Annotated in this window: 29 protein-coding genes; 14 read left to right on the top strand and 15 right to left on the bottom strand. The window is 64.1% G+C overall.

Features of this window, described 5'->3' with window-relative positions:
* Positions 1–7: 7 nt before the first annotated feature.
* The 5 genes from M2432_RS00145 to M2432_RS00125 are packed head-to-tail and all read right to left on the bottom strand — an operon-like array spanning position 8 to position 3,819.
* Positions 8–751: a cell shape-determining protein gene (locus tag M2432_RS00145; RefSeq protein WP_280824721.1), complete on the bottom strand. Its 744-nt coding sequence runs from the start codon at positions 749–751 to the stop codon at positions 8–10.
* Entirely contained in the window at positions 748–1,509 is a 762-nt protein-coding gene (locus M2432_RS00140; RefSeq protein ID WP_280824720.1) for an SGNH/GDSL hydrolase family protein, read from the bottom strand. Before M2432_RS00140 ends, M2432_RS00145 begins: the two co-directional genes overlap by 4 nt.
* Positions 1,506–2,168 (bottom strand): SGNH/GDSL hydrolase family protein, encoded by a 663-nt coding sequence (locus M2432_RS00135; RefSeq protein ID WP_280824719.1) that lies wholly within the window; start codon positions 2,166–2,168, stop codon positions 1,506–1,508. Before M2432_RS00135 ends, M2432_RS00140 begins: the two co-directional genes overlap by 4 nt.
* Positions 2,165–3,277, bottom strand: coding sequence for a glycosyltransferase (locus M2432_RS00130; RefSeq protein ID WP_280824718.1), 1,113 nt, complete (start codon positions 3,275–3,277; stop codon positions 2,165–2,167). Before M2432_RS00130 ends, M2432_RS00135 begins: the two co-directional genes overlap by 4 nt.
* The gene (locus M2432_RS00125; RefSeq protein ID WP_280825263.1) at positions 3,277–3,819 is read right to left on the bottom strand and encodes a WcaF family extracellular polysaccharide biosynthesis acetyltransferase; all 543 of its coding nucleotides are present in this window, start codon (positions 3,817–3,819) and stop codon (positions 3,277–3,279) included. Before M2432_RS00125 ends, M2432_RS00130 begins: the two co-directional genes overlap by 1 nt.
* A gap of 243 nt (positions 3,820–4,062) precedes the next feature.
* On the opposite strand from M2432_RS00125, the gene M2432_RS00120 reads away from it, so the two are divergent.
* The 3 genes from M2432_RS00120 to M2432_RS00110 are packed head-to-tail and all read left to right on the top strand — an operon-like array spanning position 4,063 to position 7,420.
* The gene (locus tag M2432_RS00120) at positions 4,063–5,208 is read left to right on the top strand and encodes a hypothetical protein (RefSeq protein ID WP_280824717.1); all 1,146 of its coding nucleotides are present in this window, start codon (positions 4,063–4,065) and stop codon (positions 5,206–5,208) included.
* Positions 5,205–6,107 (top strand): glycosyltransferase family 2 protein, encoded by a 903-nt coding sequence (locus M2432_RS00115; RefSeq protein ID WP_280824716.1) that lies wholly within the window; start codon positions 5,205–5,207, stop codon positions 6,105–6,107. Before M2432_RS00120 ends, M2432_RS00115 begins: the two co-directional genes overlap by 4 nt.
* Entirely contained in the window at positions 6,104–7,420 is a 1,317-nt protein-coding gene (locus M2432_RS00110) for an oligosaccharide flippase family protein (protein ID WP_280824715.1), read from the top strand. Before M2432_RS00115 ends, M2432_RS00110 begins: the two co-directional genes overlap by 4 nt.
* Here M2432_RS00110 and M2432_RS00105 read toward each other — a convergent pair.
* The gene (locus M2432_RS00105; protein ID WP_280824714.1) at positions 7,383–8,000 is read right to left on the bottom strand and encodes a serine acetyltransferase; all 618 of its coding nucleotides are present in this window, start codon (positions 7,998–8,000) and stop codon (positions 7,383–7,385) included. The two genes, M2432_RS00110 and M2432_RS00105, sit on opposite strands and share 38 nt — an antisense overlap.
* 63 nt (positions 8,001–8,063) lie before the next feature.
* On the bottom strand, positions 8,064–8,882 hold the full coding sequence (locus M2432_RS00100; protein ID WP_280824713.1) for a glycoside hydrolase family 16 protein: 819 nt from the start codon (positions 8,880–8,882) through the stop codon (positions 8,064–8,066).
* A gap of 105 nt (positions 8,883–8,987) precedes the next feature.
* Here M2432_RS00100 and M2432_RS00095 point away from each other — a divergent pair, with 105 nt between their 5' ends.
* Positions 8,988–10,070 carry a DegT/DnrJ/EryC1/StrS family aminotransferase gene (locus tag M2432_RS00095; RefSeq protein ID WP_280824712.1) on the top strand — a complete coding sequence of 361 codons (1,083 nt, stop codon included), beginning with the start codon at positions 8,988–8,990 and terminating at the stop codon, positions 10,068–10,070.
* A 4-nt stretch (positions 10,071–10,074) separates the two neighbouring features.
* Here M2432_RS00095 and M2432_RS00090 read toward each other — a convergent pair whose 3' ends face one another.
* Positions 10,075–11,616: a sugar transferase gene (locus M2432_RS00090; RefSeq protein ID WP_280824711.1), complete on the bottom strand. Its 1,542-nt coding sequence runs from the start codon at positions 11,614–11,616 to the stop codon at positions 10,075–10,077.
* Between the two features lie 401 nt (positions 11,617–12,017).
* On the opposite strand from M2432_RS00090, the gene M2432_RS00085 reads away from it, so the two are divergent.
* From M2432_RS00085 to M2432_RS00075, 3 genes are all read left to right on the top strand, one after another.
* On the top strand, positions 12,018–13,646 hold the full coding sequence (locus M2432_RS00085; RefSeq protein WP_280824710.1) for an acyl-CoA carboxylase subunit beta: 1,629 nt from the start codon (positions 12,018–12,020) through the stop codon (positions 13,644–13,646).
* 73 nt (positions 13,647–13,719) lie between these two features.
* Positions 13,720–13,968, top strand: coding sequence for an acyl-CoA carboxylase subunit epsilon (locus M2432_RS00080; protein WP_280824709.1), 249 nt, complete (start codon positions 13,720–13,722; stop codon positions 13,966–13,968).
* Positions 13,969–14,060: 92 nt separating this feature from the next.
* Entirely contained in the window at positions 14,061–14,702 is a 642-nt protein-coding gene (locus tag M2432_RS00075; protein ID WP_280825262.1) for a Maf family nucleotide pyrophosphatase, read from the top strand.
* A 29-nt stretch (positions 14,703–14,731) separates the two neighbouring features.
* On the opposite strand, the gene M2432_RS00070 is transcribed toward M2432_RS00075, so the two are convergent.
* A complete protein-coding gene (locus M2432_RS00070) occupies positions 14,732–15,499 on the bottom strand; it encodes a DUF4333 domain-containing protein (protein WP_280824708.1) in 768 nt (255 codons plus the stop codon).
* A 96-nt stretch (positions 15,500–15,595) separates the two neighbouring features.
* Between M2432_RS00070 and M2432_RS00065 the strand changes: the two genes are divergently transcribed.
* From M2432_RS00065 to M2432_RS00050, 4 genes are all read left to right on the top strand, one after another.
* Positions 15,596–16,486, top strand: a complete 891-nt coding sequence (locus tag M2432_RS00065; protein ID WP_280824707.1) for a sulfurtransferase — start codon at positions 15,596–15,598, stop codon at positions 16,484–16,486.
* Positions 16,487–16,488: 2 nt separating this feature from the next.
* Positions 16,489–16,908 (top strand): SufE family protein, encoded by a 420-nt coding sequence (locus M2432_RS00060; RefSeq protein WP_280825261.1) that lies wholly within the window; start codon positions 16,489–16,491, stop codon positions 16,906–16,908.
* 118 nt (positions 16,909–17,026) lie between these two features.
* On the top strand, positions 17,027–18,826 hold the full coding sequence (locus M2432_RS00055; protein WP_280824706.1) for an acetyl/propionyl/methylcrotonyl-CoA carboxylase subunit alpha: 1,800 nt from the start codon (positions 17,027–17,029) through the stop codon (positions 18,824–18,826).
* 141 nt (positions 18,827–18,967) lie between these two features.
* Positions 18,968–19,285: a hypothetical protein gene (locus M2432_RS00050; RefSeq protein WP_280824705.1), complete on the top strand. Its 318-nt coding sequence runs from the start codon at positions 18,968–18,970 to the stop codon at positions 19,283–19,285.
* A gap of 24 nt (positions 19,286–19,309) precedes the next feature.
* Here the strand turns inward: M2432_RS00050 and M2432_RS00045 are convergent, their stop codons facing one another.
* The 4 genes from M2432_RS00045 to M2432_RS00030 form a co-directional block, all read right to left on the bottom strand.
* Positions 19,310–19,660 carry a hypothetical protein gene (locus tag M2432_RS00045; protein ID WP_280824704.1) on the bottom strand — a complete coding sequence of 117 codons (351 nt, stop codon included), beginning with the start codon at positions 19,658–19,660 and terminating at the stop codon, positions 19,310–19,312.
* Positions 19,661–19,699: 39 nt separating this feature from the next.
* Positions 19,700–20,017 (bottom strand): metalloregulator ArsR/SmtB family transcription factor, encoded by a 318-nt coding sequence (locus M2432_RS00040; protein ID WP_280824703.1) that lies wholly within the window; start codon positions 20,015–20,017, stop codon positions 19,700–19,702.
* Positions 20,014–20,445 (bottom strand): SRPBCC domain-containing protein, encoded by a 432-nt coding sequence (locus tag M2432_RS00035; RefSeq protein WP_280824702.1) that lies wholly within the window; start codon positions 20,443–20,445, stop codon positions 20,014–20,016. The genes M2432_RS00040 and M2432_RS00035 overlap by 4 nt, the downstream gene beginning before the upstream one ends.
* 61 nt (positions 20,446–20,506) lie before the next feature.
* Positions 20,507–20,938 carry a hypothetical protein gene (locus M2432_RS00030; protein WP_280824701.1) on the bottom strand — a complete coding sequence of 144 codons (432 nt, stop codon included), beginning with the start codon at positions 20,936–20,938 and terminating at the stop codon, positions 20,507–20,509.
* Positions 20,939–21,025: 87 nt separating this feature from the next.
* On the opposite strand from M2432_RS00030, the gene M2432_RS00025 reads away from it, so the two are divergent.
* Positions 21,026–21,589 carry a restriction endonuclease gene (locus M2432_RS00025; protein ID WP_280825260.1) on the top strand — a complete coding sequence of 188 codons (564 nt, stop codon included), beginning with the start codon at positions 21,026–21,028 and terminating at the stop codon, positions 21,587–21,589.
* 23 nt (positions 21,590–21,612) lie between these two features.
* Here M2432_RS00025 and lat read toward each other — a convergent pair whose 3' ends face one another.
* Complete coding sequence (gene lat, locus M2432_RS00020) at positions 21,613–22,947, bottom strand: L-lysine 6-transaminase (RefSeq protein ID WP_280824700.1); 1,335 nt, start codon at positions 22,945–22,947, stop codon at positions 21,613–21,615.
* A gap of 49 nt (positions 22,948–22,996) precedes the next feature.
* On the bottom strand, positions 22,997–23,458 hold the full coding sequence (locus tag M2432_RS00015; RefSeq protein WP_280824699.1) for an Lrp/AsnC family transcriptional regulator: 462 nt from the start codon (positions 23,456–23,458) through the stop codon (positions 22,997–22,999).
* 63 nt (positions 23,459–23,521) lie between these two features.
* Here M2432_RS00015 and M2432_RS00010 point away from each other — a divergent pair, with 63 nt between their 5' ends.
* Together M2432_RS00010 and M2432_RS00005 are read left to right on the top strand one after the other, a co-directional pair.
* The gene (locus M2432_RS00010; RefSeq protein WP_280824698.1) at positions 23,522–24,721 is read left to right on the top strand and encodes a VOC family protein; all 1,200 of its coding nucleotides are present in this window, start codon (positions 23,522–23,524) and stop codon (positions 24,719–24,721) included.
* A gap of 47 nt (positions 24,722–24,768) precedes the next feature.
* Positions 24,769–26,247 (top strand): aldehyde dehydrogenase family protein, encoded by a 1,479-nt coding sequence (locus M2432_RS00005; protein ID WP_280825259.1) that lies wholly within the window; start codon positions 24,769–24,771, stop codon positions 26,245–26,247.
* The last annotated feature ends 139 nt before the right edge of the window (positions 26,248–26,386 follow it).

Raw genomic sequence — 26,386 nt, 5'->3', positions numbered from 1 at the left:
TGCGGCGTCAATGGTCTTCGCGTTGATGAGATGCGACGGCGGAGATTCCGCCCAACCATTGGGGTGTCCTTCGAGGGTCTCGATGCCGACCGATTCCGTCAGATACAACTTTTTCGGCCTCGTGCCGCCCACTGTGCGTCACGGTGACAAACATGCTCCGCAGGACGGCACCCAACGCGCCCAGCGCCGCGCCGAACAACGCCGTGCCTACCAGCGTTTGCCCCAATGGCAATCCCCAAACGAAGACCCGCTGAGTGCTCCTGGGGGGATCCACGACGACCAGTTCGGCGCGCGGGACCAACGAACCTGGTACCGCTTCGATGTGGTGCACTGTGGCCTGAAGTTCGCTGATCAGAACCGCTAGTTGACGCTGTACCTCGGTTGGGTTCGGCCCTTTCACGGCGAGATCAATGAGCACTGTGTTGAGACGACCGTGCGCTTCGACGCGGGCCGAAAACTGTTCTGGCGAAAGCTGCAGACCGAGGTCAGACACAACTCGAGCAGAAACGCCGGTGCCCCGGGCGAGAACAGCATAGGTATCTGTCCGCAACCGCGCGTACAGGTCGCCGCCATCCTGCACCTGGCTGACGTCCCCCGGGGTGCGGATGAGGACGGTCGCCGTCGAGCGGTACACCGGCGGAGATACGAACATCACCGCCGTGAGAAGGAGCAACACCGACAACATCCCCCACATCACCCACCGCCACCTCGCAAGGAGTAGCCGTCCGTACTGAGCCAGTGTCGTGCTCATCGGGCCGGCACAAACCCGTGCTCGACAAGCGAGTCGAAAAACGCTGAGGACAACGCGAACTCGCCTTGCCGAGATGGATGAATCCCGTCGTTGCCAACGTCACTCGACGTATCGGTATCGATCAGACGCCTGATGGGATCGCTGACAACGACCATGTGCTGGGTAATGTCCTCAGCCCGCAGCCGGTCGAAGAATGCGTCATCGAATCCCAGGTCGTCAGCGGGTCGGGACAGGATTCTCGGCCTGATGACCACAACCGTTGCCGCAGGCCAGGTTCGGCGCACGTCGGAGATGAGCGACACCATGGCGTCGTAAACCGCACGGGTGGACGCAAACTGATCATTTCGTCCCCCATCGAGCACAACGATGTCGGGTTTGTACTGCATGGCCAACCCGGGCACCCGCTCGTTGAACGATGTTGATTCGCCGATGTCCTCGAGCTCGAAACGGTTGGCGGGACCACCACTGATGTAGCCGGTCCCCGGGCCGGCCGCCACCTTGCAGTACCAACCCATTCGTGCCGCCGTCATGCAGCCGAAGCTCGTCTCATCCAGCCCGGTACCCGACACATAGGAATCGCCGATGAACAGCATGGTCTTTCGCGGTTCATCGGTCGATCCCGGTCTCGATATCGGGGCGGCGGCCAGGTTTGGAGCAACTGTTGCGGTGTGCTGTGGCCGCAGCACATATCCGAGGCCGCCGACAAGGCAGACCGCCAGGACGACGGCGGCGACATCACCCACCCGTGGGGCCCTCACTGAGTCACCTCCGAACGAAGCCATGCCGCCACCTTGTCGGCGATTACGGACTGCCCTGCGTCGGTCGCACCGCCGAGGTCAGCCTGCATCTGATCAATAGTGAGCCACGGCGGATCGAGCGCGTCGAGAAATGGCACGCCCGCAGTGTCAGCCGCCTTGTGAATTTCGGTGGAAAGAATCCGCAGCGCCTCCGGAATGTCGGTGCCGTACCAGGTCGGACCGATCACAAGAGCCTCGGCGCCCGTGAGCTGGATCCGTTGCAGGGCGTCTGCCGCGGTGGCATCAATCGCTCCCGAGTACGCGGCTGTCACGTCGGCGGTCCCGCTCATGATCACGATGGCCCGCGGGTGAACTTGGGCGGCACGCTGCACTTGATACGAAAAGGCGTGGCCGCCTTGCTCATCGACCGCGAATCCGGCGTTGGGTTGGGCGAAGTTGGCCACCGACCATCCTGTGCGTTGTGCAAGCAATGTCGGCCAAACCACTTGATTGTTATGACCCGCACTGTACGAGTCTCCGACCACGGCGATCATCACCGGCGGCGGGCCCGCCACCGGCCGTTTTGCCAGTGTGCGCATCACGATGCTGCCGCCGATCAACAAGCCAACCAAGACGACTGCCAGCGCTGCCCTGCGCCATTCGGCCTTGCACGCGTTCACCGGCCATGCCGGATCTCGTCGTACTGACGGGTCAGCCGGTCGCCGATCTGACACATCCCGAAATCGTTCTGCGCCGCTTTACGTGCCAGCTCGCCGATGGTTCTCGCATGTGCACAGTCGGCGAGCAGTGTCCTGACGGCATCGGCGAATGCGGCGGCATCACCTGCGACCACGACACCAGCCTGGGCACGCTCCACGAGGGGTGCCAAGCCACAGTCCGCGGCAATCACCACCGGCAACCCCACTGCCATCGCTTCCAGAACCGTCATCGGATACGGCTCGCGCACCGACGGCAGAACATACAAACTCGCCCGGCCTAATCGGCGCGGAACATCAGCAGGGTCGAGCGGACCCTCCCAGGTAATCATCGTCTCTCCCGCCACGGCCGCGCGCACCGCGGTGCCTTCGCCCTCGTCGGGGCCGATCAAGGTGAATCGCGCTTGGACGCCTTCGGCCAGCAGCGCCTTGGCCATTTCGACGAACAAGAGCGGGCGTTTGCGGGCCTGCATCCGAGCGACGAAGAGCACCTCGGGTACCGGAGAATCGCGAGTCGCCTGCGGATATTCGGGCACGCCATTTTCGAGGTGGACCAGGTTCAACGGCGCCCGGGCCACTTCACCGAGTTGTCGACGCTCCTGCTCGGTCAGGTACAGCACTGCCCCGGAATCGCTCAGCAGCCGTCGGGTCCACATGGCATCCAGCGGTACGGCGAGTGGATGTCGCGATGGGGTCACCATGCCGTGGGTCTGGAGTACGTAGGGAACACCATGTCGTCGCACACATGCCGCCACCGGTAGCACCATCAGGTCACGGCCGAAGTGGACGTGTACTACGTCGAAGCTCCTGATGTTCGCGTGCACCCACCTGACCAGACCCGGTGAGGTCAATCCTGGAAACCCCGTCTTCGGCACAACTGTCCGAGCCTGGAACAACTGCACCGGCACGCCGTCGATGGCTGCCGGAGGCGCCGCGTAGCCGCGGGTGGCCGCAGCCAGCTTGACATCGTGGCCACGTCTAAGTAGCTCACCGCATTGGTTGACAGCAACCCGCACAGGACCACCGAATGCGCCGTCGGGACTTATCAGCGAAACCACCTGAAGGATGCGCATCAGATAGCGCTCACGCTCGGCGGCGGCGGGCGAACGATCGAATTCGGCGGCACGTCTCGAGTCACCAATGCCGTCGCGGCGACCACGGAGTTCGCTCCGATGGTCACGCCGCGCAGCACGGTGCTGCGCGCGCACAACCAGACACCGTCCTCCAAAACAATGGGCGCATTATCGAACTCGAACGTGGGGGAATGCCGATCGTGGCTGCCGGTGCACACATACGCATGCTGCGAGATACAGACGTCGGACCCGATCACGATCTCGGCCAGGTTGTACAGTTCCGCATCCGTGCCGACCCAGGAGTTGTCACCCATGGTAAGTCGCCACGGCCAATGCACCCGAACACGGTGCTTGATCAGGACCCCCTCACCGATATCGGCCCCGAACCACCGCAACAGCGCAATACGCAACCGGTTAGGACACCACACCTGGGTGAAAACCAAGGTGGAAACCATCACCCACAGCGCCTGCGCAGCAAACCCCCGACCCTTCTCGTAGGGCCGACCGCGCCGGGCCGCCAGGGAGCGGTTGGATTGTGACATCGACACTTGGCACTCCCGTAAACCCGGACAGTCACACTGCACTGGTTGGACCGCATACTTGGTCTATCTTGCTGAATCGCAGCTATCGTTCCAGTAGGAGCGCGGCGTTGGCAACAGTTGGGAGCGGCAGTGGCCAATGGTGGTACGAAGCTTGCCTACGCTGCACTCAGCGCGCATCGCAGCAATCCGACGCCACTCGCGTGTTTTTGCGCCTTCGCGATCGGTGCTGCCTCATCACTGCAGGTGGCGAACTACTTAGCCACCGGACTGTCCCTGATATGCCTGCTATTGGTGCCGGCATTCTTTATGGCCGAGCATCGCGGCGCCGACCTCGTGCCACTTCTACTCGCCGTGCTGGGTGCAATTTCGGCTCTCGCGTCATCAATCACGAACCACGTCAACGTCATCAGTTGGCCAAACACGTTGTGGCACGCCGCGTTCGCCCTCTACTTCCTCGGCCTGGCGGTGCTTACCGGACGCTCGGTTCCCCTGATCGCCATGGTCGTGGGCGGACTCGGGGTCGGCTCGGTGGTCTACTTCGTCACCAAAGGGATCGAGCTGACCCATACCGGCAGCTTCTTCGATCTCTGGAAATACGGCATCGCGCACGGGGCGACCATCTTGCTGGTGGTCGCCATGACACTTCGACGGGTGCGCGCACCGTGGCAGGCGACCCTCCTCGTAGTTCTGGGACTGGGCAGTCTTGTGCTGAATTTCCGATCGCACGCCCTGGTCTGTTTGACGGCGGCGGCGATCCTGCTTGCGAAGCGGTGGTCCGGCGACCGGGTCCCCCGGGGCTGGCAATTCCTCGGGATTGCGGTCTTCGGGATAACGCTCGCCTACCTGGTTCCGAGGGCTGGGCGTGCGGGACTGTTCGGACCCGTACTGCAGACCAAGACCCTCGAGCAGGACACCACGCACCTGCCGACGCTGCTGGCGGGCCGCACCGAGCCACCGATGTCACTGACCGCAATTGCCGAACGACCGTGGCTCGGGTGGGGCAGTGCTATGAAGCTGCCGCCCGATGTCTACAACAAGGCCGAGCATCTGGCTGTCCAGTGGGGCTATGCCCCTACGTTTCCATTCGAGGGGTACTGGCGGCTACCGGCGAACGACTATTCCGCGATGCACTCGATCATCCTGGGCTCGTGGGCCGAAGGCGGCGTCCTCGCCGTCCTGCTGCCGCTGTGGCTGCTGTTCGCCGCAATGGCAATTATCTGGGATCACGGCCGGTTCGGTGTCTGGGGCCCCCTGGTGCTCATCGTGGCGCTGCAGGCGATCTGGGATCTGCTCTACGCTCCGTGGACTTACAACATGGTCCCTGAATGCGTTTGTCTAGCGCTGCTCTTCCTGGCGACCCACTTCAAACCTATCCCCGCGGATCCGTGACCGACACAGTGAGCGCAGTGATCCCCACCGTCGGGCGGCCATCACTGCGCCGAGCGGTGCAGTCAGCGCTGTCTCAAAGCACACCGGTCTACGAGGTAATCGTCGTGCTGGACGCCGACAGGCCGATTGACCTCCCCGAAGACGACCGAATCACCCTGTTGCGCACCACCTTTGACCGTGGCCCGGCGGTTGCGCGGCAAGCCGGCATCGACGCGGCGCGCGGTTCGATCGTGGCCATGCTCGATGATGACGACGAATGGTTGCCCACCAAGACCGAACGACAGCTGGAGGCGGTTCGTACGGAATCAGGTGGAAACTGGATCGCGTCGTCACGGTTATCGGCACGCGGACCAGGCGCCCGACGGCGCATCTGGCCGCGCCGGCTCATCAAGCCCGAAGAGTCGATTGCCGAATATCTGTTCCTGTTCACCGGACTGCGCGCCGGCGGCTCCGAGCTTCAAAGTTCAACGCTGATGTTCCCGACTCACCTGGCCCGGCGGGTGCGATGGGACAGCCACGACGGGGCTCCGCATGACGAGCCCAGTTGGCTGATTCGCGCCCAGCGGAGCATCCCTGACCTCAGAGTCATCCAGCTTCCCGAGGTACTCAGCATCTACAACGTCGCCGGTGCGTCGGTGTCGCGCCAACGGTCGGATTGCACCGCCCGTTACATCGACTGGGGTCTACAGCACTTGAGCTCCGAATCGCCGCGGGTATTGGGCGACTACCTCTGTACCTATCCCGTCAGTGCGGCCGTATCGGCGAAGTCGCTGCCCGGAGCGGCCCGAGCCGTGCAGGCCGCAGCCCGCTATGGACGGCCGGGCGGCTATGCGCTGGGCTACGCCGCACTCAATGCCATCCGGATCGTCCTCAACACGATCTCGGCGGTGCGTCGATGAGCGATCGCCTCAACGCCCGGGAACGCCGCTCGGTCGCCATGGGGCCCGTGTATCGGATCCTGGGTACCCCGCTGGTTGCGATTCTGGGTCTGGCCAACACCGCGATCATCGTGCGCGAGACCGGGGCCGCAGTGTTCGGCCTGGTGTCACTCGTGGCGACCCTGACGCTGCTGTTCCCGTTCGCGGACCTCGGGATCAGTTCCACCATCCTGAGCGCGAGTTCGCAGCTCCACGGGGACAACAGGAATCCGCGAGCTCCCGACATCATCCGCCGCGGGTACCACGTACTGTTCGGCGTGGCCGGCGCTCTTATCGCAATCTCGTTGTGTGTCATGGCATTAGACAAATGGACCGTGCTGACCGGCTTTTCCAGCGGACCGGACGATCGCTGGGCCATCACCGTCGCGGCGTGCCTGTTCGCCCTGTCGATTCCGGCCGGCGTCGGCCTCCGTATCCTGGGCGGCATCAATGAAGTGCCGTTGGGCACTGTCGTGATGATGAGCTGCCCGGGATTCGCGCTGGCCATCACCGTGGTGCTCTACCTGATCCAGGTACCCGGCATCTGGTACGTGGTGTCCGCGTTGGGCGGCCTGCTCATCGGACAGATCATCGGGACCGTTCTCGCGCTACGGCTTTCCGGATTGGGTTGGTCGGCATTTTCTCTGTTACAGCAGTCATATCGCGGGGAACGCTTGCTCCGCGGCAGCCTCTGGCTGTTCTTGGTGGCGGTCGGCGCGCCAGTCGGGTTGCAGACCGGGCGCCTACTGTTAGCCCATCTGTCCACGCCGGTCGAGCTGGCGCAGTACGCGCTGATGGCGCAGCTCTACGGCGTGTGCTGGTCGGCGCTGTCCACCGCGGGTTACGCGTTCTGGCCGATCTTCGTTCAGCGGCGAAAAGCCACCGAGACGACGGTCCGGATGTGGTGGCAGCTGACCGCCTTGTTCGCCGGGGTCGCTGCGATCGCGATGGCTGGATTCGGACTCTTGGGACCGCTGACCGCCCGATTGTTGTCCGGTGGTCGCATCGATGTATCCCTATGGCTGGCTTTGAGTTTCGGCGTGCTGTTAATCGGCCAGTCAGCGCACCTACCCGCGAGCGTGCTGCTCACCAATCCTGATGAAGCACGCTGGCAGGCGTGGTGGACCATGGCGATGGCGGCGGTCAGTATCGCGTTGGCGTTGGCAGCGGCAGGCCCATTCGGTGCCGTGGGAGTCGTGCTCGCGGGGGCCATTGCAACGTTGGTCGCCCAGGTGGTACCGGACCTCCTATGGGTGCCTAGGCTGGTTCATCGCCGGCCAGTGGACGCCGTTTGAATGGCCTGGCCAAGGGCCCGACCATGATCTCCCCGGGGCCGACATCGCGAGTGACCACCGCGCCGGGACCAACGGTGGCGCCGTCATGCAGAGTTATCCCACCCAGCACGATGGCACCCACGGCAATCCTTACGTTGTCCCCAAGGGTGGGGTTTCCACCTTTCTCGTTGTAACCGATGGTGACCTGTTGATTGATCCAACAATGGCTGCCAATGGTTTTCGCCCCGACCAGTGTCCCGTGGCCGTGCTGAATAAAGAGGCCGGGACCGATACTCTCGGCCGCGATGACCATGTGCGAAGGCTCACGATAGATGGCCCGCATCAGCAGTCGCAGCGGCAATGGCGAAGATCGCAACCGATAGTGCATGACAGATCGAAACTCGGGCAGTGCGCCGGCGAAGTAGGCGAAACGCGAATATTGGTCGAGGCTCAGCAACTCCGCGTTGTTGATGCATTGGGCCCACCAGTCAACATCCTCACGAGCCGCCTCGGCGCCAGCAGAATGCATGACACTCCACCACAGCGGATATGCCCATACCTTTGCCGCCGCAAGCAGTTTGGTTCGCCCCTGCAACGCCACGCTTAGATGCTAGTCATTGCGTTCGGCATCCGGGCTGCTACTGGAGCTACGGACACAGTTTGATCATGAGGCGGGAACGTAGCGGAACCAATCGACCAACATGGTCGCCGGAAATCTGGTTGTCCGGTCGGGCGGACCCGCCCAGGGCCCGCCAACAGCCAGATTGAGCACCACGAACATCGGTTTGTTGAAGACCCACTCCGCGCCTTTAGGCAGCGACGACGGACTGAACGACGCGACCGTCACACCGTCGATTCCGACCATGATGCTGTCGGGGCGCCAGTCCAGCCAGTACTCGTGGAAATCGTCCGACAGGTTGGCGACGGGCCCACTGTTGCCGACAACCTGGCTGCCGTCGGTTCCTCCGTAATAGTCGGTTGCTCCCTGCGGACCGTGCAGCGTGACGTTGTAGGTGCTTGCGGAATTGACGATCTCCATGATGTCGATCTCGCCGGCCCGGGGCCAGCCCACCCGATCGTAGTCGGCGCCGAGCAGCCAGAAGGCCGGCCAAATCCCCTGCCCCTGCGGGAATTTGATCCGGGCAGAGACGGAACCGTACTGCATCGCAAGCTTGCCTCGTGTTACAACACGCGCGGATGTGTACCCGGACGGTGTCTTGCGCGCCTGGATCATCAGATGACCATCGCCATCGAGACTCACGTTCTGCGGTGAGTCGGTGTAGGTCTGTAACCCGGCATCGTGGTACGGAGCGGAGGACGTATCCCACAGTTGCTGGTTCGGCGGCGCCCCGGCAGGCCCGTCGAAAGTGTCGAACACACCGACTCCGCCCACCATCGGCGGGTGCGCACCAGCGCGATCGGGGCAAAGGCACAGCGCCAACATCGTGACGAACAACAGCGACAGCATTTTCCGCCGCATCATCGACTGTCGCCTTTCGCACAGACCTCATTGCTTGCTGCCAGACTAACTACTGCAGCCCGCCTCCGCCGCGGGCACGACGAGTGTGGGGCAGGTATGGACTGGCGCGTGCAGCAAATTTCTCCGAGATTCGACGGCGACGAAGAGGACGAGGTTCTTCGATCCATCCGCGCCGGATGGCTGACCGAAGGACCGCAGGCAGCTGAGTTCCTCGACAGGATCCTCGCCGAGACGGGCGCCCGCCACGCCGTGCTGGCACCCAACGGCACGTTGGGACTGTTCCTGGCATTGCTGGCGCTGGATCTACCGCGCGACAGCGAGATACTCATCCCGGCGTTCACCTTCTACGCCTCCGCGACGGCAGCGTTATTCGCAGGGCTGCGACCGGTTTTCGTCGATGTCGATCCGCAGACGTTCAATGTTGACGTCGCCGGACTCGAGAACGCGATCACCGAACGCACCACGGCGATCATGCCCGTACACATCTACGGGCACTGTGCTCCCATGGACACGATCATGGAATTTGCGTCGGACCGCGGGCTGGCGGTGATCGAAGACGCCGCGCAGGCTTACAGCGTCACTTATCGGGGCCGCCACGCCGGAACGTGGGGAAACCTCGGCGCGATCTCGTTCTTCGCCGACAAAACCGTAACCACCGGCGAGGGCGGCGTTGTGCTGACAGATGACGACAAGCTGTACGACAGGCTGCGCCTGCTGCGGAATCAGGGCCGATTCAACAGCGGGACTTTCATTCACGACGGCCTAGGCATGAACTTCCGCGTCACCGACCTGCAGTGCGCCGTGGGCAACGCCCAGCTGCGAAAGCTTCCCGACATCGTCGCCGCCAAACGCGCGAACCACGACCGATACGTGGCGAATCTGGCTGGCGTCCAAGGGGTTCGGTGGCTCCAGGTACAACCCGGGTCCGACCACGTGCCGTTTCGGTTCGCCCTCGTGAGCGAACGCCGCGACGACGTTGTCGCGGCGTTGGAGCAAGCCGGCGTCCAGACTCGGAGCTTCTTCTACCCCTTGCACCTGCAGCCGGCGCTTCGCCCTTACGCGCGCGGAGGGCTACCTGTCAGCGAGAGCCTCTACGAACAAGGGGTCTGTCTGCCGGTGCACCCGGACCTGACATCAGCCCAGATCGATGAAATCAGTGCGATCATCCACGATGTCCACGAGGGCACCTGACGGTTCAGTACGCGCCCGATGACGTGAACACTGCCCTGGCAGTGCTGAGCGCAATGACGAGATCTCCGGCCATTGACCAGTTTTCGACGTAGGACAGGTCCAGCCGAACCGAATCCTCCCATGACAGATCAGAACGCCCACTCACCTGCCACAAACCCGTGATGCCCGGCCGCACCAGCAGGCGGCGGCGGGTACGCAGATCGTAGGTGTCGGCCTCACGTGGCAGCGGCGGTCGTGGTCCGACAACGCTCATCGTGCCGGTCAGTACGTTGAAGAACTGCGGCAGTTCATCGATGCTGTAGCGGCGCAGGAAACGGCCAATTGGCGTCACTCGCGGATCGTTTTTGATTTTGAACAACACGCCGCCTTCACTTTCATTCAAGTGCGCGAGTGCGTCGAGTTGCTTGTCGGCGTCGACCACCATGGTCCGGAACTTGGCCATCCGGAACGAAACCCCGTCGAGTCCGACCCGTTCGGACAAGTAGAACACCGGCCCTCGGCTTGTCAGCTTGATGGCGATTGCAACGCCGAACATCACTGTGGCCATGACCACCAAGACGGCGAGCGCGAACCACACGTCGAACGCCCGCTTCTGGAATCGCTTGGCGCCGTTGTAGCGCGGCTTCTCCACGTGGATCAATGGCTGCCCGCCCGCCAGCCGGACTGTCAACCGAGGTGCCGCGACGTCGATGATGCCCGGCGCAAGGACCAAGTCGACGTTGAACTTCTCGAGTTGCCAGGACAAGTCGCGAATCTCGTCGGGACCCAGCTGACCGGACGTCAGCACCACCGTGTCAGCACCGCACCTGTGCACCACTGAAACGATGTCGTCTTCTTCACTCAACACCGGTATGCGATGGTCGATGGAGATGGCAAGACTGCTCTTTGCAGCCAGCCCGGGCCCGCAAGCTCCGACCAGGCGCAAACCGTCGCCGGGGTGCCGCGAGAAGCATTCCGCCAGTTCCTTTACTGAGCGCGGATTGCCGACGGCCAGAACATTGTTGACGAGAACTCCCCCGCGGCGACTCTCGGTTACGTAATGGCGTGCGACCCCGCGAGTGATCAACAGGCCGATCAGACCCAGCGGCAGGGCTATCGCTAGATAACCACGCGCGATCTCTAGCTTGACCAGCATCGAGACAACCGCAATGGCCCCGAAGACAGCCACGGTCGCGGAGAACACCCGACGCGTTTCCTCCAGCCCGTTGCCGAAAATCCGCGGCAGGCGACTCCCATAGATGCCCAGAGCGGTCATCCACATCACGACGATGACCACCGAGACCGCGCAGTAGTTGACCAGGGTGAACCTCAAGCTGGGCGCCGATCTCAACTCACCGAATCGAATCACCTGGGCAAGTGCGACGACCGTGGCAATGGTTAAGAAATCCGATAAGACCAGCAGCGTCTGGAATCGGCGTTGCCAGTCGATTCTGGCCAACCGGCTACTCTTTGCGGAGATAGCGACACCAGGTCGCGAGGCGATCAGCTGCAAGCGGGCGATCGCCGCTCCACCCGGTCCACCCTGGAACCGATCCCATCGCGCCATGTCAGACCCTTTTTCCGACCGCCGAACCCCTGTGCCGCGGAATCATATATTATCCGAAACGGATTTGCACCGCACACGTCAATAAAGCTGTCAACTGCAGAGATCATCGGTAAGCAAAGTTTGACACAATGTGGTCCCGCATCCAAGACCGCTACCTGGACCAATGATCGGCCCCCAGGCCGGAACGCCGGCCTGGAACCTCCGAAAAACCCTCAGGACGCGGTCAGTCCACCCTCAGCCGGCACCCAGAAAACGGTGGTGTAGGCACCATTGTCCGCGGTTTGCTCTTCTGATAGATCGCTAACTAGCGATGCGAGATGCTCTGAAACACTCAGCAGTCTCTAAGGAATAACTAAGACCCGGTGGAGTCGGCCGTCACACCCGGCGTTAGCATCAACCCCATGACGAGCGTTACCGAGCCACCGGTGGACAATGCGATCGACATCCACACCACCGCGGGCAAGCTGGAGGACCTGCGCAAGCGCAGCGAGGAGACCCTGCACCCGGTCGGTCAGGCCGCGGTCGACAAGGTCCACGAGAAAGGCAAGCTGACCGCTCGCGAGCGCATCCTGGCGCTACTGGACGAGGGTTCGTTCGTCGAACTCGATGCGCTGGCCAAGCACCGCAGCACCAACTTCGGGTTGGGCGAGCGGCACCCGCTCGGTGACGGTGTGGTGACCGGCTACGGCACCATCGACGGCCGCGATGTCTGCATCTTCAGCCAGGACGCAACGGTGTTCGGCGGCAGCCTCGGCGAGGTCTACGGCGAGAAGATCGTCAAGGTCCAGGAGCTGGCCATCAAGACCGGCCGCCCGCTGATCGGCATCAACGACGGCGCCGGCGCCCGCATCCAGGAGGGTGTGGTCAGCCTCGGCCTGTACAGCCGGATATTCCGCAACAACATCCTGGCGTCCGGCGTGATCCCGCAGATCTCGCTGATCATGGGTGCTGCGGCCGGTGGCCACGTCTACTCCCCCGCGCTCACCGACTTCATCATCATGGTCGACCAGACCAGCCAGATGTTCATCACCGGACCGGACGTCATCAAGACCGTCACCGGTGAAGAGGTAACCATGGAGGAGCTGGGCGGCGCCCACACCCATGAGACCAAGTCCGGCACCGTGCACTACGTCGCCTCCGGCGAGCAGGACGCCCTGGACTACGTCCGCGATCTGCTTAGCTACCTGCCGCCCAACAACTACGCCGATCCGCCGCGCTACCCGGAGCCCCCGCACCCCGGCGCCATCGAGGACAACCTCACCGACGAGGACCTCGAGCTCGACACGCTGATCCCGGACTCCCCGAACCAGCCGTACGACATGCACGAGGTCATCTCGCGCATCCTCGACGACGACGAGTTCCTGGAGATCCAGCAGGGTTACGCACAGAACATCGTCATCGGCTTCGGCCGGATCGACGGGCGCCCGGTGGGCATCGTGGCCAACCAGCCCACCCAGTTCGCCGGCTGCCTGGACATCAACGCCTCGGAGAAGGCCGCCCGGTTCGTCCGCACCTGCGACGCCTTCAACATCCCGATCATCATGCTGGTGGACGTCCCGGGCTTCCTGCCGGGCACCGAGCAGGAGTACAACGGCATCATCCGCCGCGGCGCCAAGCTGCTATACGCCTATGGTGAGGCCACCGTCGCCAAGGTCACCGTCATCACCCGCAAGGCCTACGGCGGCGCGTACTGCGTCATGGGCTCCAAGGACATGGGCTGCGACGTCAACCTGGCCTGGCCGACCGCCCAGATCGCGGTCATGGGAGCTTCGGGCGCTGTCGGCTTCGTGTACCGCCAGCAGCTCAAGGACGCCGCCGCCAAGGGCGAGGACGTCGACGCGCTTCGTCTGGAGCTGCAGCAGGATTACGAGGACACCTTGGTGAACCCCTACGTGGCGGCCGAACGCGGCTACGTCGACGCGGTCATCCCGCCGTCGCATACCCGCGGTTACATCGCCAACGCCCTGCGGTTGCTGGAGCGCAAGATCGTCCAGACGCCGCCGAAGAAGCACGGAAACATCCCGCTCTGATCGAGTGATCTCGGCGTGTTCGGGGGCATGTGGCGCCGCCTGAGCACGCCGGAATCCCACCCAGGAGAACATTGTGACTGTCGAAGCCGAAGTTCAGCCGGAAGCCGTTGCGGCACCGCTCTTTCAGGTGCTCAAGGGCAACCCGACCGACGAAGAGATCGCCGCGCTGGTCATGGTGTTGGCCGGCGCTTCCGGTGGCGGTAACGCCGATGCCGGACCGCAGGAGCGCAACCTGTGGGGCCACCCGGTGACCAAGCTGCGTTACTCGGTCACCAGCTGGCAGATGATTACCTTGGTGGAACGCACCTTAATTCGGCGCTGATGAGCCGCTTGCGCGAAGAACATGGGCACTGATGAGCCGCTTGCGCGAAGAACATGGGCACTGATGAGCCGCTTGCGCGAAGAACTTAGGCGCTGATGACTCGGGTCGTGCTGGGCTCGGCTTCCTCGGGCCGGCTCAGCGTGCTGCGCAAGGCTGGCATCGATCCGGTCGTCGTGGTCTCCGATGTCGACGAGGACGCTGTCATCGAGCGACTGGGTGATGCCCCACCGAGCAAGGTGGTGTGTGCTCTGGCAACCGCGAAGGCCCAGCGCGTCGCGGAGTTGATCAGTCCCGATGTCGCGGCGGACTGTGTCGTGATCGGGTGCGATTCGATGCTGGAGTTCGACGGCAGGCTCTCCGGAAAGCCCGGCACCGCCGAAGCCGTACGGCGGCAATGGAATTCGATGGCCGGGCACCACGGAATGCTGCATACCGGGCACTGCGTGCTCCGCCTGCGCACCGGCCAGATCACCGATCAGGTCAGCGAATTAGGTTCCACCGCAGTGCATTTCGGTACACCGACCGCCGCCGATCTGGATGCGTACATCGCCACCGGCGAACCGCTGTGGGTGGCTGGCGCCTTCACCCTGGACGGGCTGGGCAGCTGGTTCATCGACCGGATCGAGGGTGACCCGTCGAACGTGATCGGGCTGAGCCTGCCGCTGCTGCGCACCTCGCTGGAGCGTCTGGGCGTTCCGATCGCCACCCTGTGGGCGACGAATTCTCCGGCCTGACCCGGGCCGCGAGATTCGGCCGCGCGGCCCTAGTTCACCGGTCGGTAGCTGAACGACACCCCGCCGTCGGAGACGGCAGTCACCGTCAACGTGTAATCGCGGCTCTGGCCGGCCGTCACCGCGGTGCACCGCTGGGTCGCACCGACCTTGCTGTCCACATCACCGGCGCACGTCACGGTGTCCGGGCGGTGGCCGCTTTGTCGCAATTGCCCCGCCAATGAGTTTTCGGCGACCGACTTCTCCAACACCGGCGTCAGGCCGTAGTTCATCGACAGCCCGGACACTTCACCCACCAAGACGGTGCGCCGACTGGTGAAACCCGCGGCGGTGATGTCGCACAGGGCCACCGCGCCCTTCTTTCCCTCCAGACCCGACTGACAGGTCACCGCATCGGGCGCCGCCTTCCGGGTGCGGGTCACCATGTCCGTCACCGCGGTCTCGAGTTGGGTTTTGGACACTCCGGGGGCCATCGAGTAGCTGACCTTGCCACCGTCGACGCCTGACACCGTCACGGTCGCCTGGATGCCGGACACGGGTGACATGGTCACATCGCAGCGGGTGCTCTGCCCCACCTTCGCGATCAGGCCGGTCTCGCAGATCACCGACTGCGGTGGCTGACTGATGAAGGCGTCCTGAATCGCCTGCTGCAGTGCTGCCTTGTCGACCATCTGGAGTTGACTGGTCGGCTTGGCCTTCTCGGCAACCTGATCTCGGTGGGTCAGGCCGAAGATCAGCGCCGCCACCGCCGCAGCCACCAACGCCGCGATGGCACTCCATGCGACCAGCTTTGCCCTCATGGCCGCCTATTGTGCCCACCCACCTCTGATCGCCGTGGCAACTGGTCGCATCGCGTCAGATCGGTTCCGCATTCCGTGCGTGGGTAGGCTCATGGTGTGCCGCTGCCTGCAGACCCGCATCCCGCTTTCGCCACCTATGCGCATCCTGACCGTCTGGTCACCGCCGACTGGTTGTCCGGCAACATCGGACGACCGGGCCTGGCCATCGTCGAGTCCGACGAGGATGTGCTGCTCTACGACACCGGCCACATCCCCGGTGCCGTGAAGATCGACTGGCACACCGACCTCAACGAACCGCATGTCCGGGACTACATCGACGGCGCCCAGTTCGCCGCCCTGATGGACCGCAAGGGCATCAGCCGTGACGACACCGTCGTCATCTACGGCGACAAGAGCAACTGGTGGGCCGCTTACGCACTGTGGGTGTTCACTCTGTTCGGACACCCCGACGTCCGGCTGCTCGACGGCGGCCGCGACCTGTGGATCACCAATGGCCGCGACACCACGTTGGACGTGCCGTCCAAGCAGACCACCGGTTACCCGGTGGTCGAACGCAACGATGCCCCGATCCGCGCCTTCAAAGACGACGTGCTGGCCATCCTGGGCAAGGAACCGCTGATCGACGTGCGGTCACCGCAGGAGTACACCGGCGAGCGCACCCACATGCCGGACTATCCCGATGAAGGTGCACTGCGCGGCGGTCACATCCCGACCGCGCGTTCGATCCCGTGGGCCAACGCCGTCGACGACAGCGGCCGTTTCCGCAGCCGCGCCGAACTCAACGAGCTCTACGGCTTCATTTCACCCGACCAGGCGGCCATCGCCTACTGCCGCATCGGTGAGCGGTCCAGCCACACCTGGTTCGTCCTGACGCACCTGCTGGGCCTGCCCGGGGTGCGCAACTACGACGGCTCCTGGACCGAGTGGGGCAACGCGGTTCGGGTTCCGGTGGTGGCCGGCGACCAGCCGGGGGACGCACCTTCGTGAGCATGCCTGCGGCCCTGGCCGAGGTGGTATCCGAGTTCGCCGACATGACCGGCCAGGACAAGCTGGCCCTGTTGCTCGAGTACGCCAACGAATTGCCGGACCTGCCGCCCGCGCTGGAGGAAGCGGCCATGGAGCCGGTGCCCGAATGCCAGTCGCCGCTGTTCCTGCACGTGGACGCTGACGACCGCGAGCACGTACGGCTGTTCTTCAGCGCGCCGGCCGAGGCCCCGACCACCCGGGGTTTCGCGGCCATCCTCGCCTCCGGTCTGGACAAGCATTCGGCCCAGGAGATTCTCGCTGTGCCGGACGATTTCTACGCCGCGCTGGGTCTGGCCCAGCTGATCAGTCCGCTGCGGCTGCGCGGCATGTCAGCCATGCTGACCCGCATCAAACGCCATCTCCGCGACGGTCAGACCAGCTGAGAGTGAGGGCCTTTTCGGCAAGCCGAACCCGCCAGGCGGGAGCACCTGCAAGGGCCTTACACTGCACCCGATACATTCTTAAAGACGTTTCTTAGAGAACCTGCCGTCAGGAGGCACTGTGGCCAACCACGCCAGTTCCAAGATCTCCAAGGTGCTCGTCGCCAACCGTGGAGAAATTGCCGTCCGGGTCATCCGGGCTGCCAAGGACGCCGGACTGGCCAGCGTCGCTGTCTACGCCGAGCCAGATGCCGACGCGCCGCACGTGCGGCTCGCCGACGAGGCTTTCGCGCTGGGCGGTCAGACCTCCGCCGAGTCCTACCTCGTCTTCGACAAGATCCTCGATGCGGCCGCCAAGTCGGGCGCCAATGCCATTCACCCGGGATACGGATTCCTTTCGGAGAACGCCGATTTCGCTCAGGCCGTGCTGGACGCCGGTCTGATCTGGATCGGCCCGAGCCCGCAGTCCATCCGGGACCTCGGTGACAAGGTCACCGCCCGGCACATCGCCGCCAAGGCTCAGGCCCCGCTGGTTCCGGGTACCCCGGACCCGGTCAAGGACGCCGACGAGGTCGTCGCGTTCGCCAAGGAGTACGGCGTACCAGTGGCCATCAAGGCCGCATTCGGTGGTGGCGGTCGCGGCATGAAGGTCGCCCGCACCATCGAGGAAATCCCCGAGCTGTTCGAGTCGGCCACCCGTGAGGCCGTCGCAGCCTTCGGTCGTGGTGAGTGCTTCGTGGAGCGCTACCTGGACAAGCCGCGCCACGTCGAGGCTCAGGTCATCGCCGACACCCACGGCAATGTCGTGGTCGCCGGTACCCGCGACTGCTCGCTGCAGCGCCGGTTCCAGAAGCTCGTCGAAGAGGCTCCGGCCCCGTTCCTGACCGACGCGCAGCGCAAGGAGATCCACGAGTCCGCCAAGCGGATCTGCCGGGAGGCCGGTTACTACGGCGCCGGCACAGTGGAGTACCTGGTCGGCCAGGACGGTCTGATCAGCTTCCTCGAGGTCAACACCCGTCTGCAGGTGGAACACCCGGTCACTGAGGAGACCGCGGGCATCGACCTCGTGCTGCAGCAGTTCAAGATCGCCAACGGCGACACCCTGGACATCACCGAGGACCCGACCCCGCGCGGGCACTCGATCGAGTTCCGCATCAACGGCGAGGACGCCGGCCGTGGCTTCCTGCCTGCACCCGGCCCGGTAACCCGATACGACATTCCCACCGGTCCCGGCGTTCGGCTGGACTCGGGCGTCGAAGCCGGCTCGGTCATCGGCGGTCAGTTCGACTCGATGCTGTCCAAGCTGATCGTCACCGGCGCCACCCGCGACGAGGCCCTGGCCCGTTCGCGTCGCGCGCTGGCGGAGTTCAACGTCGAGGGTCTGGCGACCGTCATCCCGTTCCACCGCGCCGTGGTGTCCGACCCAGCCTTCATCGGTGACGGCGAGAAGTTCGACGTGCACACCCGCTGGATCGAGACCGAGTGGAACAACACCGTCGAGCCGTTCACCGGTGGCGAGCCGCTGGATGAGGAAGAAGTTGCCCCGCGGCAGAAGGTCGTCGTCGAGGTCGGTGGCCGTCGCGTCGAGGTGTCGCTGCCCGGTGACCTGGCCATCGGCGGTGGCGGCGGTGGTTCGGCTGCCGGTGCTATCAAGAAGAAGCCCAAGCCGCGCAAGCGTGGCGCCTCGGCCGGTTCGGCCGCCTCGGGCGATTCGGTCACCGCGCCGATGCAGGGCACCGTGGTGAAGGTCGCCGTCGAGGAGGGCCAGCAGGTCTCCGCGGGCGATCTGATCGTGGTGCTCGAGGCAATGAAGATGGAGAACCCGGTGACCGCGCACAAGGACGGCACCGTGACCGGCCTGTCCGTCGAGGCCGGCGCCGCCATCACCCAGGGCACCGTCATCGCCGAGCTGAAGGACTAACTCTCCCACTGCGCCCAAACGGACAAACGGGCCGCAAAGTGCGAGTAGATCCGACCATTTCGGCGGGCTGGTAGTTGGTTTCGTATTCAGGGCTGTGATCCACTGCGGATCGCAGCCCTGAATGCATTTTCGAGGAGTGTTGTGGAGCCGATCGAGATCAATGCCGGTGGCTGGTATTTGCGTGCGCTGCGTGCCGATGACCGGATGGACGACCGGCCGTCGTTGGCCGCACTCGGCGAACACTCCCCCACGCACGTGGAAACCCGCGCGGCACAATGGGAATCGGACACGCTGTATTCCTGGGCGGTCTGCGAGCCGACGACCGGTGAGATGTTGGCCGAGATCACCCTCGACCCGTCAACCCGCGCAATCGCAACGCGCACCCGCGCCGGGTTCGATGAAGCCGCAGCCACCGGGGCCGACGCCGTTCGGCGGTTCGCCGAGGCGATGTTGGGTTAGGAAGGTCGGGTTGGCGCTGCCGGTTCAGAACAGCAGCACCGGCAGGCTCATCGTCAGCACCACGGACATCAGGAGCAACAGAAACCATCCGGCGCCCTGCCAGGCCCACCAGACCTCGTCGTGCCGCCAGGCCTGATACGTCCGCACGAAGGCCCACACGCCGCTGCTGAACAGAAACAGCGGGCCAGCCAGCGCCAGTACTGTGCGATACGGCATGGCGCACGCTGTGGTGTCGAAACCGTGGCAGTGCTTGAGCCATACGGCGGCGAGCACCATGAACCCGACGCCAAGGCTCCCCATCACCAGACCGAATCGCGCGGCCTGATGCACGCCGGGATCGTCGTCGCGGAACCGATCAGTTGTCGGACTGAGCATCAATATCACCGCCAAACCCCAGTATGCGCCCGATCGACGCTAGGGCGCCAGGCCACTTTCGGCGATGCGTTTGATCGCTGCCAGACGCTGATCCCATTGCCGGCCAATCCGTTCCAGTTCCGTCCCGAGCGAACTGAGCTTGGCACCCAAGGCGCGGAAGCGGATTTCCCGGCCCACCTTGACCGACTCGACCAGACCAGCGTCCGCCAGCACGGTGAGGTGCTTGGCGATGGCCTGCCTACTGACCGGCAGCCTGTCGGCCAGCGCACTGGCCGACAGGTCGGCAGAACCCAGTTCGGTGAGAATCCGCCAGCGAGTCTCGTCGGCCAGCACGGGCAGCACCGTCGGCATGCTCATTGCGCGGCCTGCAGGAACTCCACCAGGTCCGCCAGCTCGGCTGTCCAACCACCGGAGTTCTCGGCGTGCGCGGTCTGCGGATCAGCCAGGTGCTCGAATCCCGTTTCCAGCAGGTCCAACCGGGTGCCGCCGGGGATCTCGGTGAGTTCGAAGCGCACCACCGTCGAGTTGCCGGGCGTAGGTTCGGCATCGGCCTCGCGATGAGCCCATCGGTAGACCAGGGTGTGCGGCGGGTTGACCTGCTCCACGACCACTCGGAACTTTCCGTGGGTGTTCCAGCCGAAGAAGCCCGTCCCGCCCGGGGCGGCTTCGAATTCCGTTGCGTCACCGAACCATTGGGAGATCAGTTCGGGTTCGGTGATGGTGGCCCAGACCTTGCCGATGGGCGCGTTGATGTCGATGGTCCGGGTGATGTCCAGGGTGTCCATGATGCCTCCAGGGTTTGGTTATCTGCAACCCCAGGATTGCACAAGATTTGCCACTGTGCAACTACACAGTTGCAGTTTGTTGCCGACGAGCGCGCAGGACCATCAGTCCGACCACCCCGAAAATCAGATCGGCGGCGATCTCAACAATGGCGGTCACCCAGGAGAACGCCGTCACCCGAGCCCACGGCGGAGCGTTGATAAAGCTGTCACTGAAGAGGCCCCAGGTCGGAAGCAGGTGTGCCGCAGTAAATCCCACTGCACTGACGAAGCCAATCGCCACCGCGGCATGCGGCGCCCACCGGTTGCGCGTGACCACCAGGGCGATGGTCACCGCAGCCAGAATCAATTGTGCCGTGCCGCCGACCATCACGGCCGGCCGAATGACGTTCATCCCTCGCCGCAGGTGATCAGCACCATGCAGCAGAAGTGCGACCGCGAAGAATGCTGCGGCCCAATCAAAGACGCGTTCGATGTTTTTGGTTTGCTCGACCATTTCGATCACCTCTACTACGGAGAGTAGTAGCACATCATCGGCGTGTAAAGGCCTGTCAGAGCCTGGCTTTACGATGCCACTGTGCGGATGAAGCTCTTGATCACGGTGGGTCTGGTCGCCGCAGGGGCCGCGTATCTGCACGGCTGGAGCTGGCAGGTGGCGCTTACCATTGCCGCAGGCATCCCGCTACTGATTGCCGCGGCCCCACACATACTCACCGGGATGCGCACCCCCACCCGTCGAGAGAATCCGATCGAGGACATGTCCGGCACCGAGTTCGAGGACTATGTCGCGCGGATCGCACGCTCCTGCGGCGTTCCGGTGATCATGACAGCTATGACGGGCGACTGGGGTGTCGATCTGATTGTCGGCATGCGGCCCAATCGCCTTGCCATTCAATGCAAACGGCTGAAGCGGCCGGTAGGCACCAGCGCGGTGCAAGAGGTGGTGGCCGGCGCGCCGATGCAGGACTGCGCGCACACCATGGTGGTGACCAACAACGATTTCACCCCGGCTGCAAGGAAGTTGGCTGAGCTCCATGACTGCACTCTGGTAGACGGTACGGAATTACCCCGGCTCAAAAGTCTGATTCGCCAACTGACTCAACGCACTTCGGCCGATTCTGCGGAGCCAGGTTCTCCGCCACAATGAAATGCACCCACCAGAGTGGGGAATCATTCGAGGGTGCGTAACACTTCTCGCACCGCTTGCACGGCTTCGTCGATTTCAGCCCGCGACACCGTCAGCGCCGGCCGGAATCGCACCGAGTCCACACCGCTGGGCAGCAGGATGACGCGGCGCTCCCATAACCGCTGGAGCAGTTCATCACGCTGTCCCGCCGACGGCATACTGAACGCGCACATCAGCCCGCGCCCGCGCGGATCGAGCACCAGGGAAGGAAATTCGCCTGCCAGGCAACGTAACTGGCCGACCAGATACCAACCCAACCTGACGGCGTTGTCGATCAGCCCATCGGCTTCGATGACCTCAAGGATGCGCCGAGCCCGCACCATATCGGTGAGGTTGCCGCCCCAGGTGGAGTTGATCCGCGAGCTGACCTGGAAGACGTTGTCGGCGATATCGTCTACGCGCCCACCCGCCATCACCCCGCACACCTGAACCTTCTTGCCGAAGGCGACCACGTCGGGTGTGACTCCCAATTGCTGGTAGGCCCAAGGGGTTCCGGTCAGGCCGCAGCCGGTCTGCACCTCATCGAAGATCAGTAGTGCGTCGAACTCGAGGCACAAATCGCGCATTGCCGCGAAGAACTCGGCGCGGATGTGCCGGTCGCCCCCTTCACCCTGGATGGGCTCGGCGATGAAACAGGCGATGTCGTGTGGGTACGCCTCGAACGCCGCCCGGGCCTGGCGCAGCGATTCACGTTCCAGAGCAACAATATCCACGCCGGGAGCCATCACCGGCGCTTCAATGCGCGGCCAATCGAACTTCGGGAAACGGGCCACCTTGTTGGGATCTGTATTCGTCAGCGACATCGTGTAACCACTGCGGCCATGGAAGGCGCCGCGCAGATGCAGCACCCGGGTGCCCAACGCAGGGTCGATACCGCGGGATTCGTTCAGCCGACTCTTCCAGTCGAACGCCACCTTCAGTGCGTTCTCCACGGCCAGCGCACCGCCGTCGACAAAGAACAGATGCGGTAGTTCCGGGTCGCCCAGCACCCTCGCGAACGTCTGCACGAAGCAGGCCATCGGCACGGTGTAGATGTCGGAATTGCTGGTCTTGTTCACCGCCACCTGCGCCAGTTCGGCCCGAAATACCGGGTCGGTCAACGCCGGGTGATTCATGCCCAGCGCCGAAGATGCGAAGAACGTGAACATGTCGAGGTAGCGACCGCCGTCGCGCGCGTCGACGAGATACGAACCGCCCGATCGATCCAGGTCCAGGACGAGGTCCAAACCGTCGGCCAGGATGCTGCGACCCAGCACTTCGCGTACGTGGTGGGCATTGCCGGCCGATAGCCCGTCAACAGATGTCAGACCAATCGTCATGGCGCGATTCTAACGTAATATTTACGGCCTGCATGACGTAGAGCGGTAACTATTCCGGTATAGACACTTGATCGTCGTAAAAAGTCTGTAAGATGATGGTGCTTCGCGTGCGGACGTTGGCGACAGTACGGATCCGTTGCAGCAGGTCTTCCAACGTCCGCGCCGAGGCGACGCGCACCAGCAGGATGTAGCTCTCCTCACCGGCAACCGAATGGCAGGACTCGATTTCGGTGAAGTGCTGCAGCCGGGCGGGAGCATCATCAGGTTGGGACAGATCGAGCGGGGTGATCGCGACGAATGCCGACAACATGTGGCCGATGGCCTCGGGGTTGATGCGGGCGGAGTATCCGGTGATCACACCGCGGGATTCCAGCCGGCGCACCCGCGATTGCACCGCCGACACCGACAGCCCCGCCGCCGTCGCCAGATGCGCCAGTGTCGCGCGGCCGTCAGCGATCAGCTCGCGCACCAGGATGCGATCGACATCGTCAAGCTGCTCGGCTTCGGCCATGGCCGGAGACTACCCCCCGGTCGCTTCGGCGGGCTGCAGCGGAGCAACCCTGGAGTCGGTCCAGTGACGGTCCAAACCTGGCGGCTGCGCGCCGCATTCGCCGCCGCGCTGTCGCGCATGTACGGCGCCGAGGTGCCGGCCTACAACACGCTGGTGGAGATCAGCACTGCGGTGAACCGGGACTGCGCCGCCGACGACCGCCTCGGGTCCATCGACCGCGTCACCGCAGAACGGCACGGCGCCATCAGGGTGGGCAGTCCCGCCGAACTCGTCGACGTCGCGGACCTGTTCGCGGCGTTCGGGATGTATCCGGTCGGCTTCTACGATCTGCGCGAGGCCGCCTCACCGGTCCCAGTGGTCTCGACCGCGTTCCGTCCCATCGATTCAGAAGAACTGGACCGCAACCCATTTCGGGTGTTCACCTCGATGCTGGCTACTGAGGACGCGCGATTCTTCTCCCCTGACCTACGAGCACGGGTGCAACAGTTCATCGGGCAGCGGCAGCTGTTCGATCCGGCGCTGATCACCCAAGCCCGCCGGATTGCCGTCGACGGTTGTCCGGCCGCCGATGCCGACGCGTTCGTGCACAAGTGCACCGCGGCGTTCGCGCTGTCCCGCGCACCGATCGACAAGGCATGGTACGACGACCTCAGCGAGGTGTCCGCGGTGGCCGCCGATATCGCGGGGGTCAGCACCACCCACATCAACCACCTCACCCCTCGCGTGCTCGACATCGATGAGCTGTACCGGCGGATGACGGCTCACGGCATCACGATGATCGACGCCATCCAAGGGCCGCCCCGCACCGATGGCCCGCCGGTCCTGTTGCGGCAGACGTCGTTTCGGGCATTAGCTGAGCCACGCACGTTCCGCTGTGCAGACGGCACCGTGTTCGATGGCAGCCTGCGGGTGCGCTTCGGTGAGGTAGAAGCCCGCGGGGTGGCGTTGACGCACAAGGGCCGGGAGCGTTACGACGCCGCCATGGCTGATCAGGAGAACTGGGCCCGGTACTTCCCCGCTACCGATTCAGAAATGGCCGAGCAGGGGCTGGCCTACTATCGCGCCCGAGACCCCGCGAAACCCGTTGTCTACGAAGACTTCCTGCCGGCTTCGGCGGCCGGCATCTTCCGGTCCAATCTGGACGGCGACGCACAACTGGAAGCAGCCGACGACCACTCGGACTACAGCCTCGACTGGATGGCCGGCATCATCGGCCACCACATCCATGACCCGTACGACCTCTACGAGAAAGCGGCATCATGACTTCCGTGCAGACTCTGGTACCCACCGCCGATCAACTTCGCGATCGCGTGCGTACCGCGCTGCAGGCCATCGGGGCCGACGTCAGGCTCGACGAACCTGGCTTGCCTGCCCGCACCCCCATCACCGGTGACGTCCTCTTCACGGTTGCCGAGAGCACCGCAGAAGAGACTGATACTGCGATCGCCGCAGCCGCACAGGCATTTACCACCTGGCGCACCACCCCGGCCCCGGTGCGCGGTGCACTGGTGGCTCGCCTGGGTGAGTTGCTCATCGAGCACAAAGCCGATCTGGGCACCCTGGTGACCGTCGAGGCCGGCAAGATCACCTCCGAAGCGCTCGGCGAAGTGCAGGAGATGATCGACATCTGCCAGTTCGCCGTGGGCCTGTCCCGCCAGTTGTACGGCCGCACCATCGCCTCTGAGCGCCCTGGGCACCGGTTGATGGAGAACTGGCATCCGCTCGGCGTGGTCGGCGTCATCACGGCCTTCAACTTCCCTGTCGCGGTGTGGGCATGGAACACCGCCGTCGCGCTGGTGTGCGGCGACACCGTTGTGTGGAAGCCTTCCGAGCTCACCCCGCTGACCGCCATCGCCTGCCAGGCGCTGCTGGAACGCGCTGCCGCTGATGTGGCGGTTACCGGCGCCGTGTCTCGACTTGTGCTGGGCGGACGCGAGATTGGCGAGCACCTGGTCGACGATGCGCGGGTTGCCCTCGTCAGCGCCACCGGTTCGGTACGGATGGGGCAGCAGATCGGTCCGCGGGTGGCGCAGCGATTCGGCAAGGTGCTACTGGAACTCGGGGGCAACAACGCGACCATCGTCACGCCGTCGGCCGATCTGGATCTTGCGGTGCGCGGCATCGTGTTCGCCGCAGCCGGCACTGCCGGGCAGCGGTGCACCACTCTGCGCCGGGTCATCGCGCACCATTCGGTGGCCGACACCTTGGTGCAGCGCATCGTCACCGCCTACCGGAGCCTGCCCGTGGGTGACCCATCTGCTGCCGGGACCCTGATCGGGCCGCTGATCCACGCGCAGTCCTACCGAGACATGATGGACGCCCTCGAACAGGCCCGGGCTGACGGCGGTGAAGTGACCGGCGGAGAGCGCATCGATTTGGGCGACGGCTCCTACTACATGACGCCGGCTGTGGTGCGAATGACCGAGCAGACGGCAATCGTGCACAGGGAGACGTTCGCGCCCATCCTTTATGTTATGACTTACGACAGCCTTGATGAGGCAATTGATCTGAACAATGCTGTGCCGCAGGGTCTTTCGTCGGCAATCTTCACCACTGACATACGGGAAGCAGAGCGGTTCATGGCCGTAGACGGGTCCGACTGCGGGATCGCCAACGTCAACATCGGTACCTCGGGCGCCGAGATCGGTGGGGCGTTCGGTGGTGAGAAGCAGACCGGCGGCGGCCGCGAATCCGGCTCGGATTCCTGGAAGGCCTACATGCGCCGGGCCACAAATACCGTCAACTACTCATCCGAACTGCCTCTGGCCCAAGGGGTTCAGTTCGGCTGATGGCCTTTGACCACCGAACGTGAAGTAGATCGCAACGATTCCGCGGCAAAGTCAACTGATTAGTGCAACGTCTAGGCGGCGTGCTCGATGAGGGCGGTTAGGCGTTGGGCTGGTGTGTCGTAGTCCAGGGTGGGGCGTG

Origin of the sequence: Mycobacterium sp. OTB74 (genome assembly GCF_029892685.1) — a bacterium.
Classification (GTDB): Bacteria; Actinomycetota; Actinomycetes; order Mycobacteriales; family Mycobacteriaceae; genus Mycobacterium.
The sequence above is the reverse complement of the archived record's forward strand: the minus strand, read 5'-3'. Positions and strand labels throughout refer to the sequence as shown.